Raw genomic sequence first — 14,732 nt, forward strand, 5'->3', positions numbered from 1 at the left:
CCCGACGTCAGCCGACCAGGCGCGCGACCTCGCGACGCAAGACCGGCACGAGCTCGTCGTCGAACCACGGATTGCGCTTCAGCCAGGCGTTGTTGCGCCAGGACGGATGCGGCAGCGGCAAGATCCGCGGATGCCCCGACCGCTCGAAGATCGCGCGCCAATCGCTGACCGTGGCGGAGAGGTTTGCGCCGGAACCCGACCCGAGATGCCAGGCCTGGGCATAGCGGCCGATCGCGAGCACGAGCTCGACCTTCGGCATCCCCGCAAAAACTCGCGCCCGCCATGTCGGCGCGCATTCGCGGCGCGGTGGCTTGTCGCCTCCCTTGGCATCGAGCCCCGGGAAGCAATGGCCCATCGGCACGATCGCGACCTTCGATGCGTCGTAGAAGACGGTCTCGTCGAGGCCGAGCCAGCTGCGCAGCCGCACGCCGGAGGGGTCCGTAAAGGGCCACCCGCTGGCATGAACGCGCGTCCCCGGCGCCTGCCCGGCGATGCACAGCCGCGCCGTCTCCGACGCCTGGATGACCGGCCGCGGCTGATGAGGCAGCGGCGGCAGGTAGAGCGGCGCGTCGCGGCAGATCCGGCAGGCCCGCAGTTCGCGCAGGACCGTATCGAGGGCTTCGCGCTCGCTCATCGCCTCGCCAGATGCGGGTGACCCGGACGGAAGCGACCGGGAGCCTGAGAGATCAGGCCATCACAGGACCAGCTCACAGGGCCCGCGCTGGCACCCTCCGGATCGCCGGGCCCGACCGTCGCCATGCCGTTGATGCGGCCGCTCGGCCGACTGCGAAGGACATAGAGCCGGCCACTGCGCTCGACCGTGAAGCAGTAGGTCCGGCGGCTTTCGCGCGGGCCGTAATAGTAGCAGACGGCGTCGGCCGTCGTCGTCCAGCAGGCGTCGCGATTGGGAACATTGCGATTGTGGCCGGTGGCGCGGCCATCGGGGTGGTGATGCTCGCTGAAGGGCAGGTTCGTGCCCGAGTAACGCCCTGCCACCGTGTTGCCCTCGAAGGCGCGGCGGATGGCCTCGCCGTCGAGCCGCTCGGCCGCCTGGACGGCAACACCGGTCATGACGGCAGCCGCGAGCACGGCCGCGACCGCGATCCCGGCCAACATCAGCGTGAAGCGACGCGCCGGCGCGACATCAGCGGCTCGGGCGCCTTCGAGATCAGGCCGTCGCAATACCAGGACTCGCCATGGTCGCCATGCTTGCGCGGATTGCCCGGCTCGACCGAGGCGAGTGCATTGATCCGTCCGTTGCCGGTATTGCGCAGGACGTAAAGGTCGCGGCTGAGTTCGACCGTGAAGCAATGCACCGTGCGGTCGCTTTGCGGACCGTAATAGTAACAGACCTGGTCGGCCCGCGTGGTCCAGCAGGCATCGCGATTGGGCTGCCAGCCATTATGGCCGAGCGCACGGCCATCGGGGTCGTGATACTCGGTGAAGAAGCCGCCATTGGTGTAGCGGCCGCTGACGGTGTTGCCTTCGAAGGCGCGCCGGATCGCCTCGCCGTCGAGCTTGTCGACCGCCCGGGCCGGTTGCGGCAGGGCAGCGAACACCGCCAGGAGAAAGATGGCGGCTCGCATCAGGCCTTCCAGCTCGGCCGGGCCGAGAGCTCGGCATGCCAGCGCCGGATATGGACGAAATCCTCCGGCAGCGGAATGCGCGAGGGCTTCATGAAATCGATGGCGATGCCGGCGGTGATGTCTGCGACCGTCAGGTCCTCGCCGCAGAGATGGCGGTTCCCGGCGAGCTGCAGCTCGAGGATCCAGAGATGGTCGTCGATCTGCTCGCGGTTGGCCTCGGCCCATTCCGGAACCTGCTCCTCGAGCTCCGCCATCGAGGGGTGAGAGTGGCGGAACACGGCCGAGACCGACGAGAACAGCCCAAGCTCGATGCGCCGGTTCCACATCTCGATCAGCGCCTGCTCCTTGGCATCCTTGCCGAAGAGCGGGGGCTGCGGATGCAGGCTTTCGACATAGCGGCAGATCGCGATCGTCTCGGCGAGCGCCGTGCCGTCGTCGAGCACCATGACAGGCAGCCGCTGGGCAGGATTGAGCTTCGTGAAGGCCTCGCTTTTGTGCTCCTTCTTCGCGATATCGACGGGCACGATCTCAGGCAGGGCAACGCCCTTTTCCGCAAAGAAGATGCGCACACGTCGCGGATTTGGCGCCCGTCCGCCGTCATAGAGCTTCATCGACATTCTCTCCGCCATCGCCGCGCGACCCGACCATGCCGAGGGCCGGATCGTCAATCCTTTCAGGGGTTTTCGTGATGTTTGTGTGGCGTCGGAAGCAAGCAGCAGCGCTAACGCCCCTGCCCTCGCCGCCATGTCTCCGGACGTTCGAACTGCAAGGCCCAGATGCCGCGCCCCGCTGCCTTGGCCTGCGCCTCCTCGGCACGATAGCCACCATAGGCGACGGCATGCCCCTCCCGAACCAGCGTCGCGTTGATGTCGGTCTCGCCCTGGCGGCACTGTGCCAGGCCACGGCCATAGCGGTCGACCTTGCCGATCTCGCAGGTGACGATGCCCTGCGACAGCAATGCCTCCAAGGCGCGCCGCGACGCCCTGCCGCAATCGACGCTACGGCCGGCGCGGTCCGTGCAGTTCTGCCGGAACTCCGGCGCATCGAGCCCCTGCAGCCGCAGTTCTTCGCCGGCGAGCCGCAGTGAATCGCCATCGATTGCCCGGGCCGCGCCAATCAACGTTCGCGCCGGGCCGAGGCGATATTGCAACACCGCGCCGACGATCGCCAATAATCCAATGATTCCAAAAGCTACGACAATATCGACGGGCCGGCTGACCCGTCGCCAGCCGAAGGGGCCCTGTTTCGAACGGGTGAATCCGAAGCGCGTCATCAGGAAGAGCTTAACGATTTGCCGACCATGATGGCGAGCCCGTCGCGCATCCCGCGCGCAGGAAGAGTGAGACTTGCGTCGCGATCATGCCTGAAGTGACGGCCGAACAGGTGCAGCGTGGACGCGGGCCGGACCCGACGGCCCTCGCACGCCGCAAGCTCGTCACCCGCGAGGTCAAGTCCGTACGCGAACGGCTGACCTCCTCGACCGGGCTGGAACGCGCCTTCGACCATGAGCTGCTGCGGGTCTTCGCCGAGTACCGGATGAACGGCTCGGTCGGCACGCTCGTCCTGGCCATCGGCATCGCGGCCGCAGCCTGTCTGTGGGTGCCAGTCTATATGGTCACCCCCTGGATCGGCGCCGTGCTGCTGGCGACGATGATCATCGTGGTGCTGAGCCGGCGCTTCCTGTCGCACCATACCGGCGATGTCAGGATTGCGCGCTGGCGCCGGGGCTTCGCGCTGGCGGAAGGTTTCCACGGTATCTCCTGGGCCTTGATCCTGCTGGTGTTCGCCAAGGTCGACGCTCCCGGCGCCAAGGTCTTCGTGACCACGACGCTGCTCATCGTCAGCGCACTGACGGTGATGCTCGCCGCCTCGATCCCGATGGCGGTCTATGCCGGCATCGTGCCGATCATGATCGGTATCGCGGCCTTCTTCTGGGGGCGGACCGACATGGACAGCCTCACTACGGCCGTGATGGCGGCTTCGGCGCAACTGTTCTTCGTCTTCCTCGCCAACCGGCTCTATTCCAGCTCGGTTTCGACCATCGCGTTCAGGGCCGAGAAAGACGCGCTGATCGCCGAGCTCGAAACCGCAAATGCCAATTCCGACGAGGCGCGGCGCAAGGCGGAAGAGGCCAACCTCGCCAAGTCGCGCTTCCTGGCCACGATGAGCCATGAACTGCGCACCCCGCTGAACGCCATCCTCGGCTTCTCTGAGGTGATGAAGAACGAGGTCTTCGGCGGGCACGCCAATGCCGCCTACAAGGAATACTCGGCCGACATCCACGGCTCGGGTCAGCACCTGCTCGAATTGATCAACGAGATCCTCGACCTGTCGCGCATCGAGGCCGGCAAATACGAGCTGAACGAGGAAGCCCTCTCGCTCGCCGACATCGCCGAAGACTGCCGGCACATGCTGAACCTGCGGGCCAAGGCCAAGAGCCAGATCATCCGCGAGGCGGTCGAGCCCGATCTTCCGAAGGTCTGGGCCGATGAGCGTGCGATCCGGCAGGTCGTGCTCAACATCCTCTCGAACGCCATCAAGTTCACGCCGCCGGGCGGCGAGATCACCATCAAGGTCGGCTGGACCGCCAATGGCGGACAATATGTCTCGGTCGCCGATACCGGCCCCGGCATCCCCGAGGACGAGATTCCGGTCGTGCTGCAGACCTTCGGGCGCGGCTCGTTGGCGATCAAGACGGCCGAGCAGGGCTCGGGCCTCGGCCTGCCGATCGTCAAGGGGCTCATCGACTTGCATGGCGGCGGCTTCAACCTGAAGTCGAAGCCACGCGCGGGAACAGAGGTGACGATCACCCTCCCCGCGGCGCGCGTGATGGACACGCTCGCGGCGCTACCGGAGCCGACGACCCGAGCAGCTTAAGATTGCGAGGCCGGGGTGGCTCGCCGCCCCGCGCCTGCCTTCGGCCTTGGGACGCGGCCAGCCTCAATTGGTCGCGAAGCAGTAGAACAGGCCGCCACCGCCGGTGCTGCGCAGACCATCCTGGCTGCAGCCGCGCGACGGATGCGACATGTTCCAGGACTTCGCCGCGGCCGAGTCGTCGAGCCCGCTGCGGTCATGATGGCCGACCATCACAGAGCCCTCCGCGCCACTCTTCGTATAGTTCCCGCAGGTGCGGTCCTCGCCGGGCCCAAAAGCCGTGCCGTCGGCCTGCGAACCCGTCAGCATGTCATGCAAGTTCGGGCTGTCGCCGCGGCCGTTGACCGGCTCGCCCTTCTCGGTGAGCGCGGTCTGTTTGGTGAGATTGGGCGCCGCCCCATGCAGATCGGCAACGCTGGTGGCGATGATGACGCCCTTGACGTTCTGCCAGGGGCCCGCCCCGATGCGATCCTTGGCGTTGACGGCGGTGGCGCCGTCGGCTGCCTGGGTAGAAAGATAGGCCCGCCAGGTCTTGCCGCCCGCGCCCGCCGCCTGGGCGAGGCGCTGGCAGATGGCATCCGCCCCGGCGAGGCCGCCGAGATCGGCGCCCTTGCCGGAGCCTGTGCTGGTGACGAAGAAGGTCATCGCGGCCGTCTGGGCCGCTACCGGGGCTGCGGCGAACGCAAGCAGCCCGACTGCGGCGGCAAGCTCGAAACACCTCGCGTGCTTCATCTATCCCTCCCGTGGTTCTTGCGCCCCGGTTGCCGTCTCGCACGGATGCCGATCACGGCCCGGGACGATGGCGGGAGAGTTTCAACACAATTTCGCCGCCAGCAAGGCAGCGGACTGCCCCCACCTCGCGTCTCGTGCAGTCTGCGGTTACTCCTTCCCCGCAACACCCGCCTGAGCGAAGGTCGCCATGCCCGAGTGGATCGCGGCTGCGGCCTTGACGAGACTCGCGGCCAGCGCTGCGCCCGAGCCTTCGCCGAGCCGCATGTCGAGCGCCAGCAACGGCTGCTTGCCGAGATTGGCAAGGACCTGCGCATGGGCTCCCTCGGCGGAGAGATGGCCAGCCACGCAATGGTCGATCGCAGACGGATCGAGCGCGTGCAGGATCGCCGCCGCCGCGGTCACGACATAGCCGTCGAGGATCACCGGAATGTGCTGCGAACGCGCCGCGATGATGGCACCACAGATCGCCGCGACCTCACGCCCGCCAAGGCGGCGCAGCACTTCGAGCGGGTCCTTGAGATGCGAGCGGTGCAGCGCAAGGCCGGCCTCGACGGCGGCGATCTTGCGCTTCAGCCCGTCATCATCGAGGCCGGTGCCGCGCCCGCACCAGAAGGCGGCGTCGCCACCATAGAGCGCGGCATAGATCGCGGCGGCCGAAGTGGTGTTGCCGATCCCCATCTCGCCGAGGCAGAGCAGATCCGTGCCGCCAACCAGCGCTTCCATTCCGAAAGCCATGGTGGCGACGCAGGCGCGCTCATCCAGCGCCGCTTCCTGCGTGAAATCGCCGGTCGGAAGATCGAGGGCGAGATCGAAGACCTTGAAGCCGAGATCGAAGGCGGCGCAGATCTGGTTGATCGCCGCGCCGCCAGCGGCGAAGTTCTCCAGCATCTGGCGCGTGACGGCCTGCGGGAAGGCCGAGACGCCCTGCGCCACGACGCCATGATTGCCGGCGAAGACGCAGACCAGGGGGCGATCGACCGTCGGCCGGCCCTTGCCCTGCCAGGCGGCCAGCCATTCGGCGATCTCCTCCATGCGGCCGAGGCTGCCGGCCGGCTTGGTCAACTCCTTGTCGCGGGCACGAACCGTGTTGGCGGCTGCCATGTCCGGGCCGGGCATCGCCGCGATGAGTTCGCGGATGTCGTCGAAGGGAAGTCCTGAAGCGGCCATGGCGATGTCTCGTTCGGCGGATGATACGCGCCGGCGCAATCGCGATGGCTGGCCGGCCGCCGCTGCTGCTATAGGCTGCGGCGCGGGAAGACAATCGAGGAACGCAAGGACCGGCATGGCCGAGGCTTCGACAGAGACGGTGCCGTCGCGGCAGGTCGAACCGGTCTGGCCGGGCTGGCTGGTCGCGACCGCGATCTGCATTCGCTTCTATTCACGCCTGCCCATTCCGGCGCTGCCGGGCGAGGCGGACCCGCATGCGGCGCCGGACTTCCGCACCGTGCCGCGTGCCCTGCCCTTCGCCGCGCTGGTCATCGCCTTGCCGGCGACGCTGGTGCTGCTCGGCGCCGGGGCGGTCGGACTCGGCGGGCTTCTCTCGGTTGCGCTCGCCATCGCGACGCTGGCCGTGACGACCGGAGCGCTGCACGAGGATGGGCTGGCGGACAGCGCGGACGGGCTGTTCGGCGGACGGACGCCTGAGCGACGACTTGAGATCATGAAGGACAGCCGGCTCGGCAGCTATGGCGCGATGGCGATGGGCCTCGCCTTGTTGCTGCGGGTGGCGGCGCTCGCCCTGATCCTCGACCGGACGGGCGCGCTCGCGGCGGCGGGAGTGTTCATGATCGCTGCCGTGATCTCGCGCCTGTCGGGTGTCCACCTGCTGGCCACGATGGCGCCGGCTCGCCGCGATGGTGCGTCCGCCTCGGTCGGGCGCCCCTCGGAGCGCACCGCGCTGCTCGGCTACGTCATCGCCACGGCACTTGCGGTGGCGCTCATCTTCGCCTTCGGCCTGCCGGCATGGGGTCTCGCTCTGAGCTTCGCTATGGCGGCCGCGAATGCGCTGCTCGTCAGGCGCCTCTGCACGCGACTGATCGGCGGGCAAACCGGCGACGTGGCGGGGGCGACGCAGCAGCTCGACGAGATCGCGATCTATCTCAGCTTCGCGCTGGTGCTGGGGCTTGCCGCGAGATGAGCGGCGTTTCGAGCCCCTGTATCAAGATCTGCGTGGTCGATCCCGCCCGCAAGCTCTGCGAAGGCTGCGGGCGGACGCTGGCCGAGATCGCGCGCTGGGGCCGTTTCAGCGAAGCCGAACGGCTGGCGATCATGGCGGTGCTGCCGGAACGGCTGGCGCAGCCCGGCGATCCGGGTCAGGAGTCGGTTCGCGACGCCCCCTGAGCCGTCCTTGCCAGCGCCTCTCCGGTCAGGCGGAAGAAGACCTTCTCCGTCTGGGCGGCGGCGCCAAGGCTCTCGTAGAAGCGGATCAAGTCCGGATTGCCGGCATCGGCCGTCCAATCGAGGCGCCTGTGACCGCGCGCCAGCGCCAGTTCAGCGAGCGCGTGCATCAGCGCGCGTCCGATGCCGCCGCCCCGCGCCGCGCCGGCCACATAGAGCTCCTTCAGGAAGAAGCCCGAGGCGAGACCGGGGCCGGGATAGATCGCACAGGCCGAGGCGAAACCCAGCAGTTCCCCCTCCCGCTCGGCGATGAGGATCTCGACGCCTGGCGGGAGCCTGGCGAGACCTTCGAGGATCGACTGGGGAGGTGGACACGGCACGCGGTAATGCGCCTGCATCTCCGCCATCAAAGCCGCCAGGGCCGCGTGATCAGGGACGGCGAGTGCGCGAATGGCGAAGGGCGTCACGTCCTGCGTCACGATGCGCCCTCCTCGACTCAGCCGAGCAACGACCAGATGAAGCGGCCGGCGATCACCAGCAGGAACAGACCGAAGACCACCTCCAGCCTGCGCTTCGAGAGCCGGTGCGCGAGGCGCGCGCCGATCGGGGCGGTCCAGATCGAGGTCGGGATGAAGAGCAGGAAGCCGATCAGCGAGACATAGCCGAGCGAGAGCGGCGGCAGCACGTCCATCTTCGGCCAGCCGGCATAGATGAAGCCGAGCGCACCTGGGATCGAGATCAGGACGCCGAGCCCGGAGGAGGTCGCGACCGCCTGGTGGATCGGCCGGCCGTAGAAGGTCATGAACAGGCTCGAGAGCTGGCCGCCGCCGATGCCCATAAGGGCCGAGAGCACGCCGATGATCGCGCCATAGATCGACATCACGATCTTGCCCGGCATCTCCGTGCCCAGCTTCCAGCGGTCCGAGGCGAAGAGCAGGCGCAGAGCGCTGGCGAAAGCGACGATCACGAAGATGATCTTGAACAGGTCGGCCGGGGCGAAACGGGCGATGTAGCTGCCGGCCATGACGCCGAGCACCACAGGCAGCGCCCAGATCTTCAGGATCGAGATATCGACCAGGCCCTTGGCGCGGTGGGCGTTGAAGGAGCGGATCGAGGTCGGGATGATGATCGCCAGCGAGGTGCCGACGCAGAGCGGCATCCGAACGTCCTCCGGCACGCCGATGACGCGGAACACCTCGTAGAGGATCGGCACGATGACGGCACCGCCGCCGACGCCGAAAACGCCTGCCAAAATGCCCGTCGCGGCGCCCGCGGCAACAAGAGAGACAGCGAGGAAAGCGAGTTCCCCGACGGATATTCCAGCAAACATATAACCAAGCCCGACAGAAGTTGTGGCCGTGTGTGCGATTTCCGGGCCAGAGGCAAGCACATCAGGGCGGGGCGGATATGCAGACGCGCACCGTTCGGGCGCCAGCGCACCGGCGGCAGGCGCATGAGCGGGCGCCACTGCAGCGGCGCTGCGGCGGCGCTCGCCCGCAGACAGCCGCACCAATGAGTTGTAGGCTTGCGCCCGCGCGCCCTGCAGCCCGGGCGCGAGACGAAAAGATAAGGACAGCAGCAAGACGACCAGCAACCGGGGCCCAGCCGACCCGGACAATCACAATCATGGGAGGTAAAGCATGACAGACTCATCTGCTCACGACTGCGACCTCATGCCGCCGCAAGCCGCAGCGATTTCCCGGCGAACCCTCATCCATGCGGCGGGGATCGGAGCGCTTGCCGCGACTGCCGGTCCCGTCCTTGCCCAGACGGCAGCGGCGCCGGCCGCTCCTCCGACCACGATCACCACGCCACCGCGCGACTTCAGCCGCAACGGTGCGCCGACAACCTATTTCTGGGACCCCGACGTCATCACCCTCGATCCGGCCTTCGGCGGGCTGGCCCAGCCCAATGCCGCGATCCAGCGGATCTGGACCGGCGGCCTGTGGGTCGAGGGACCGGCCTGGAACGCGCAGGGCCAATACCTCGTCTGGAGCGATATTCCGCGCAACCGGCAGATGCGCTGGATCGAGGATGACGGGCGCGTCACCGTTTTCCGCTCGCCCTCCGGCAACAGCAACGGCAACAGCTTCGACTTCCAGGGCCGCCAGCTCTCCTGCGAGCACCTCAACCGCCGTGTCGTGCGCTACGAGCTCGACGGTTCGGCGACGGTGCTCGCCGACTCCTTCGATGGCAAGAAGCTGAACTCGCCCAACGACATTGTCGCCCATCCCGACGGCAGCTATTGGTTCACCGACCCGCCCTATGGCGGGCAGCTCTACGAGGGCGCCCCCGATGCGGCGGGCGGGCCGAGCAATGCCAATGGCAAGATCAACCCGCGCCTCGGGCAGCCGCCCGGGATCGGGCTCGCCAAGCGCGAACTGCCGACCAACACCTACCGGCTCGACCCGAGCGGACGCGTCGATCTCGTCGTGCCGGAGTCCCAGGTGCCCGATCCGAACGGGCTCTGCTTCTCGCCTGATTTCAAGAAGCTCTACATCGCATCGACCGGCAAGGGCCCGGGCGATACCGGGGCTGGCGGCAAGGGCGACATCCACGTCTTCGATGTCGGCGCCGACAACAAGCTCAGCAACGGCAAGCGCTTCTCCGATTGCATGGTCGACGGCGTCCATTGCGGGCCGGATGGCCTGCGTTGCGATGTCGAGGGCAATCTCTGGGCCTCGTCGAATGCCGGGCGCAATGTCGGCTACAGCGGCGTGCTGGTGTTCAATCCCGCGGGCAAGCTGATCGGCCGGATCCGCCTGCCGGAGGTGTGCGGCAACATCTGCTTCGGCGGGCCGAAGCGGAACCGGCTGTTCATGGCCGCGAGCCAGTCGATTTACGCGCTCTATCTCGCGACCCAGGGGGCCGCGCCGGCGTGAGCCGCAGTCACGCTCCCGTCATCGCGAGCGCAGCGAAGCAACCCTGTGACGTACGATCCCTGGATTGCTTCATTGCTGCGCTCCGTTCGATGACGGGAGCGTCTTCTCTCAGACGTCGAGGATCGGCGCGAAACCGCCATGGATCATGCGCTTGCCGTCGAAGGGCATGGCCTTGGCCGCCATTCGCGGATCCTGCATCAGGCCGCCCCAGCCGGCATCGCGCGCGGCCTTCGACGGCCATTCGATCCAGGAGAACGCGACCGTCTCACCGGCCTGAGCCTTAACGGCGCCCTTGAAGTCGGTGACCTTGCCGTCCGGGACATCATCGCCCCAGGCATCGACGACGCGCGAGGCGCCATGCTCCTTGAACAGGGCCGCGCATTCGGCCGAAAAGGCCCGATAGTCGGCCTTGCGCTCGTCGGGCACCGCCGCGAGCATGCCGTCGACATAGCCCATAGCGCCGCGCCTGCCCTCCTCGACGAGGCCTGCGAAACCGCCATAGATCATGCGCTTGCCGTCGAAGGGCATCTCGCCCAGGGCTTTCATGCGCGGGTCCGCCATCATCTTCTCATTGGCGGCGTCGCGCGTCGGCCGGTCCGGATACTCGAACCACGAAAAGACCACGACCTCGTCGGGCCTGGCCTTCACGGCGCCCTTGAAGTCCGTGACCTTTCCATCCGGGACGTCATCGCCCCAGGCCTCGACCATGCGGGTCGCGCCGAACTCCTTGAAGAAGGCCCAGGCCTTCTCGGCATGCTGGCGATACACATCCTTGTTCGCGGCCGGGACGGCCACGACGAAACCATCGACATAAGCCATTGCATCCATCTCCCTTGCTGGATGCGGTCGGCTGGCGCCGGCCGCATGTCTTGGTGGGTGACGACAGATCGTTCGAATAACGCGCTCTGGCGAGGCAGGTTCATCAGCCGCAACAGGAGGCGACCGCCCCCACCGGCATGATCCGGGCGCGCGCCTCCGGCTTCTCCTCGTAGCGATCATGGTGGCGCATCCAGTCCATGATGGCGTCCTCGTTGCGGCCCTTCGGCATCATGTCGAGGAAGTTGTAGGCGCCGATCAGGAGGTCCCCGCCGCGGGCATAGGTCGAGTAGGTATGAAAGATCTCGCCCGTGTCGTTTCTGTAGAAGATGCTGAAGCCCGGCATCTCGCCGCCTTCGCCATCGTGCATCTCGTAGTTGTACTCGTAGCGCCCGGCAGCCTTCTCCCGCGGGCTCGGCGAGACATGGAAATCGGCGTTGAAGTCGCTGCCCGCCGAAGAGACCCAGTCGAACTGCCATCCCATGCGCTTCCGGAACGGCTGGAACTCGGCATAGGGCGCATGCGAGACCGCGACGAGGCTGACGTCGTGATGTTTCAGGTGCTGGTTCGGCCCGTCGAAATGGTCGGCCAGGAAGGAGCAGCCGGGGCAGCCTTCCTTCCAGCCAGGCCCGAACATGAAGTGATAGATCACAAGCTGGCTGTTGGCACCGAACAGATCGGCCAGCGTCTGGCGCCCCTTGGCGCCCTCGAAGACATAGCCCTTGTCGACCTTGACCCAGGGCAGCGCGCGGCGCTCGGCGCTGAGCGCGTCGCGTTGGCGGGTGAACTCCTTCTCGCGGGCGAGATGCGCCTTTCGGGCGGCGATCCATTCGTCACGAGATACGACCTGATGCTGCATCGTCCGTCTCCTCGTTGTGCGGGCACGGCCATTCCGTTGGACCGCCCCGGCGGTTTCCCCCTTTGGTCTGCTTGGGCAAGCGCGGAGATCTGGGCGGCGCGAGGCGCGCCCGTCCGTCCGGTACCGTCGTTCTCAGGCGAACAGCGCCTCCAGCTTGACCAGCGAGCCGGTCCAGCCATGGGTGTGTCCACGCACCGCCTGCTCATCGAAGAGCTTCTCGTGGAGCAGCGTCAGGATCGTGCCCTCGCCATCGGGCTTGAAGCTCACGCTGACTCGCGAGACGCGTTCGGGCGTCGTGATCCAGGACCAACTGAAGGACAGCCGCTCGTTCTCGACGACCTCCTGGTAGACGCCGGAGACCTCGTGCCGCTCGCCGGTGTCCTCGAGCATGACGACGCGATAGGCGCCGCCGACGCGCGGATCGACCGCGACCTCCATCGTCCTGACATTCTCCGGACCGAACCAGCGCATCAGCAGTTCCGGGTCGGTCCAGGCCTGGAAAACCTCTGCCGGCGAAGCATTCAACCAGCGCTTCAAAGTCAGGCTCGGCGTGGTCTCGACCTTCTTGTCCATGACGAGTGGCTTCCTTCGCTTGGCGTGATCAGGCGCTGCCGTCCGAACCAGCGTCGCGACGGCGCGCGTTCAGCATGGCCTCCAGCGCGTCGAGCCGCTGCGTCCAGAACCGCTGGTAGCGTGCGAGCCAGCCCATCGCCTCCTCCATCGGATCGGCATTGAGGCGGCAGGAGACGGTGCGACCCGTCTTCGTCCGCGTGATCAGCCCGGCATCCGACAGGACGTCGAGATGCTTCATCACCGCCGGCAGCGACATCGCGAAAGGCTGCGCCAGCTCGCTGACCGACAGGGCGTCCTCACCCTCGAGGCGCGCGAGCAGGGCCCGCCGCGTCGGGTCCGACAATGCAGAGAAAGTGCGGTCCAGTTGTGTCTCTTGAAACTTAACCATTGAGTTAAGTTAATGCAGGCACGCTTGGCTCGTCAAGCGCGAAAAGAGCTGTTGGTCGGAAGCGTGCCGAGAAATGACGCATAGCGTTGCCTCAAGTGCAGCTCGGCACCGCAATTCAACAGTTCAGGTCCGTGAAAATCGGGTGTGAGCCGCGTGCATCGGAGCGGCATGCCGCTACCGGCAATCGCCTCCAGACCCTTCGCGTGGGCGACGAATCCTTGAAAGCGGACTTCAGATCAGGCGCCGACCGGCTCGTTACTCGATTCCAAATAGCGAGACGCCGGCCGTTTGAGCGGGCCCGTCACGGCGTTTCAATAAGGCGATGGGCGGTGCAGCAGGAAGCATCCAACGGTCGAAGGCGGCCCTTTGCGGACTCGCGGAACGTCGGCCTTCCGGCAACCTAATTTGACAGACGATGCTGCGGCCGAAGCTGGCCCATTACGGGCACAGGCATTGTCCGGGTGAGGACGCGCTCACGAGCCAAGCGAAGGCGGGGCTAGCCGGCCGCACTGCGAACGCCCGGCAAATCGCCTTCATCATCCAAGAGTGAAGCGATCCGTCGCTGAACATCAAGTGGGTATGGGATGTGGCGATACTCGATCGTCGGCAGCGTTTGGGGAATGGTTGCCAACACGTCCTCAGTCCCTGACGCATAGACGAGCACATCCGCCGCTGCCGCCAGCGATGCGACCTCGGCGGCGCTTCCTGCTGTCAAATTCAGAAGCGCGGGAGAGGCTGCAAAACGAGTGACCCCCGCCTTCATGATCGGCAGGAATTCCGGAACGCGTGCGACGAGCAGCAGGCGGGTGCCCGGCGCGAGCGCCGCAAGCGCGCGGCGGGTTTCCTCGGCAGGAACAAAGCGTATCCCGGACACCCGCGCGCCCGGCAGCAGGCTGGCAACTTCGCGCCGTCGGTTCACGAATGTCACGACGAGATCGGAGGAGGCGATCCTGGACCGGGCGGCTGGATCGCGTTGAATCAGATCCATCGTCGCCGGCTCCACGGTCGCCTTACGTCCGATCTGCTCCGCGATGAGCCGGGCATAGCGCGCTGTCGTCGGCTGGAAGAGGCCTACGACCGCAATGCTCTTGCGGCGTCCGTGACGCGCTCGCGATGCCAATCGCGCATGGATCAGCGAAGCAAGGTCCGAGCTCCGCAATCCGAGCGACAGCCCCTTATCGATCAGCGCTTCGATCTGGCCGTGCAGGGCGGCGAAGTCCTCCTGCGCGCGCGGCGGCTCGGCGCCGCTTTCGGCGACGAAAGTGCCCGAGCCCGCGCGGGTTTCGATCAGCCCGAGCCCTTTGAGATCGGCATAGACCTGGCTCACGGTCATCGGTGCCACACCGAGCGCGGAGGCCAGGTCCCTGACTGAAGGCAACGGCTCGCCAGGTGCCGCATCGCCGCAAGCGATCGCATATTCGATCAAGCCCTTGAGCTGCTGACGGATCGAGATCGGCAAGGTCCTGTCGATCGTGAAATCCATGCGTTGCCTTTCGAATTGCGCTGCCACGCAAGCCCGCTGCGCCACGCTCGATCGCCCTGCGCCAATACTCGCTTGGTCCCGCATGGAACTTATTGACGAAGGCTGGTGCGCGTGGGAGTGTTATAGCATCATGTTACAGTTCGGAAGCGCCGCGACAGGTCCGATGTTCGCCGCATCCCTATCCCTCACAACGGGCGGGATG

At 66.7% G+C, this 14,732-nt stretch carries 18 protein-coding genes; 4 read left to right on the plus strand and 14 right to left on the minus strand.

The annotated features are described in order from the left end of the window. Nucleotides 1-7 precede the first annotated feature (7 nt). The 5 genes from VGN82_RS17565 to VGN82_RS17585 all read right to left on the minus strand — a co-directional run bounded on the left by VGN82_RS17565 (nucleotide 8) and on the right by VGN82_RS17585 (nucleotide 2,757). The gene (locus VGN82_RS17565; RefSeq protein ID WP_327528327.1) at nucleotides 8-634 is read right to left on the minus strand and encodes a uracil-DNA glycosylase family protein; all 627 of its coding nucleotides are present in this window, start codon (nucleotides 632-634) and stop codon (nucleotides 8-10) included. Next, a complete protein-coding gene (locus VGN82_RS17570) occupies nucleotides 631-1,116 on the minus strand; it encodes a hypothetical protein (protein ID WP_327528328.1) in 486 nt (161 codons plus the stop codon). Before VGN82_RS17570 ends, VGN82_RS17565 begins: the two co-directional genes overlap by 4 nt. Next, nucleotides 1,116-1,586, minus strand: a complete 471-nt coding sequence (locus tag VGN82_RS17575; RefSeq protein WP_327528329.1) for a hypothetical protein — start codon at nucleotides 1,584-1,586, stop codon at nucleotides 1,116-1,118. The genes VGN82_RS17570 and VGN82_RS17575 overlap by 1 nt, the downstream gene beginning before the upstream one ends. Further along, a complete protein-coding gene (locus tag VGN82_RS17580; protein WP_327528330.1) occupies nucleotides 1,586-2,197 on the minus strand; it encodes a glutathione S-transferase family protein in 612 nt (203 codons plus the stop codon). The genes VGN82_RS17575 and VGN82_RS17580 overlap by 1 nt, the downstream gene beginning before the upstream one ends. A gap of 110 nt (nucleotides 2,198-2,307) precedes the next feature. Further along, nucleotides 2,308-2,757 carry a thermonuclease family protein gene (locus tag VGN82_RS17585; protein WP_327528331.1) on the minus strand — a complete coding sequence of 150 codons (450 nt, stop codon included), beginning with the start codon at nucleotides 2,755-2,757 and terminating at the stop codon, nucleotides 2,308-2,310. Nucleotides 2,758-2,945: 188 nt separating this feature from the next. Here VGN82_RS17585 and VGN82_RS17590 point away from each other — a divergent pair, with 188 nt between their 5' ends. Continuing rightward, entirely contained in the window at nucleotides 2,946-4,463 is a 1,518-nt protein-coding gene (locus VGN82_RS17590) for a sensor histidine kinase (RefSeq protein ID WP_327528332.1), read from the plus strand. Nucleotides 4,464-4,526: 63 nt separating this feature from the next. Here VGN82_RS17590 and VGN82_RS17595 read toward each other — a convergent pair whose 3' ends face one another. Further along, nucleotides 4,527-5,192: a hypothetical protein gene (locus VGN82_RS17595; RefSeq protein ID WP_327528333.1), complete on the minus strand. Its 666-nt coding sequence runs from the start codon at nucleotides 5,190-5,192 to the stop codon at nucleotides 4,527-4,529. A 147-nt stretch (nucleotides 5,193-5,339) separates the two neighbouring features. Further along, complete coding sequence (gene cobT, locus VGN82_RS17600) at nucleotides 5,340-6,359, minus strand: nicotinate-nucleotide--dimethylbenzimidazole phosphoribosyltransferase (protein ID WP_327528334.1); 1,020 nt, start codon at nucleotides 6,357-6,359, stop codon at nucleotides 5,340-5,342. Nucleotides 6,360-6,474: 115 nt separating this feature from the next. On the opposite strand from cobT, the gene VGN82_RS17605 reads away from it, so the two are divergent. Together VGN82_RS17605 and VGN82_RS17610 are read left to right on the plus strand one after the other, a co-directional pair. Continuing rightward, nucleotides 6,475-7,329, plus strand: coding sequence for an adenosylcobinamide-GDP ribazoletransferase (locus VGN82_RS17605; protein ID WP_327528335.1), 855 nt, complete (start codon nucleotides 6,475-6,477; stop codon nucleotides 7,327-7,329). Next, nucleotides 7,326-7,532, plus strand: coding sequence for a DUF1289 domain-containing protein (locus VGN82_RS17610; RefSeq protein ID WP_327528336.1), 207 nt, complete (start codon nucleotides 7,326-7,328; stop codon nucleotides 7,530-7,532). Before VGN82_RS17605 ends, VGN82_RS17610 begins: the two co-directional genes overlap by 4 nt. On the opposite strand, the gene VGN82_RS17615 is transcribed toward VGN82_RS17610, so the two are convergent. Both VGN82_RS17615 and VGN82_RS17620 read right to left on the minus strand, forming a co-directional pair. Next, nucleotides 7,505-7,936 (minus strand): GNAT family N-acetyltransferase, encoded by a 432-nt coding sequence (locus VGN82_RS17615; protein ID WP_414644351.1) that lies wholly within the window; start codon nucleotides 7,934-7,936, stop codon nucleotides 7,505-7,507. The two genes, VGN82_RS17610 and VGN82_RS17615, sit on opposite strands and share 28 nt — an antisense overlap. A gap of 89 nt (nucleotides 7,937-8,025) precedes the next feature. Continuing rightward, a complete protein-coding gene (locus VGN82_RS17620) occupies nucleotides 8,026-8,859 on the minus strand; it encodes a sulfite exporter TauE/SafE family protein (RefSeq protein ID WP_327528337.1) in 834 nt (277 codons plus the stop codon). Between the two features lie 310 nt (nucleotides 8,860-9,169). Between VGN82_RS17620 and VGN82_RS17625 the strand changes: the two genes are divergently transcribed. Further along, on the plus strand, nucleotides 9,170-10,411 hold the full coding sequence (locus VGN82_RS17625; RefSeq protein ID WP_327528338.1) for an SMP-30/gluconolactonase/LRE family protein: 1,242 nt from the start codon (nucleotides 9,170-9,172) through the stop codon (nucleotides 10,409-10,411). Between the two features lie 108 nt (nucleotides 10,412-10,519). Here the strand turns inward: VGN82_RS17625 and VGN82_RS17630 are convergent, their stop codons facing one another. From VGN82_RS17630 to VGN82_RS17650, 5 genes are all read right to left on the minus strand, one after another. Beyond that, nucleotides 10,520-11,230, minus strand: a complete 711-nt coding sequence (locus VGN82_RS17630; RefSeq protein WP_327528339.1) for a DUF1428 domain-containing protein — start codon at nucleotides 11,228-11,230, stop codon at nucleotides 10,520-10,522. 103 nt (nucleotides 11,231-11,333) lie between these two features. Then, nucleotides 11,334-12,086: a DUF899 domain-containing protein gene (locus tag VGN82_RS17635; protein ID WP_327528340.1), complete on the minus strand. Its 753-nt coding sequence runs from the start codon at nucleotides 12,084-12,086 to the stop codon at nucleotides 11,334-11,336. Nucleotides 12,087-12,218: 132 nt separating this feature from the next. After that, nucleotides 12,219-12,659, minus strand: a complete 441-nt coding sequence (locus tag VGN82_RS17640) for an SRPBCC family protein (RefSeq protein ID WP_327528341.1) — start codon at nucleotides 12,657-12,659, stop codon at nucleotides 12,219-12,221. Between the two features lie 28 nt (nucleotides 12,660-12,687). After that, nucleotides 12,688-13,002, minus strand: a complete 315-nt coding sequence (locus VGN82_RS17645) for an ArsR/SmtB family transcription factor (protein WP_327528342.1) — start codon at nucleotides 13,000-13,002, stop codon at nucleotides 12,688-12,690. Nucleotides 13,003-13,543: 541 nt separating this feature from the next. Continuing rightward, entirely contained in the window at nucleotides 13,544-14,530 is a 987-nt protein-coding gene (locus VGN82_RS17650) for a GntR family transcriptional regulator (protein ID WP_327528343.1), read from the minus strand. Nucleotides 14,531-14,732: the final 202 nt, after the last annotated feature.

Source organism: Allobosea sp. (assembly GCF_035999205.1).
In the GTDB taxonomy this organism is placed as follows: Bacteria; Pseudomonadota; Alphaproteobacteria; order Rhizobiales; family Beijerinckiaceae; genus Allobosea.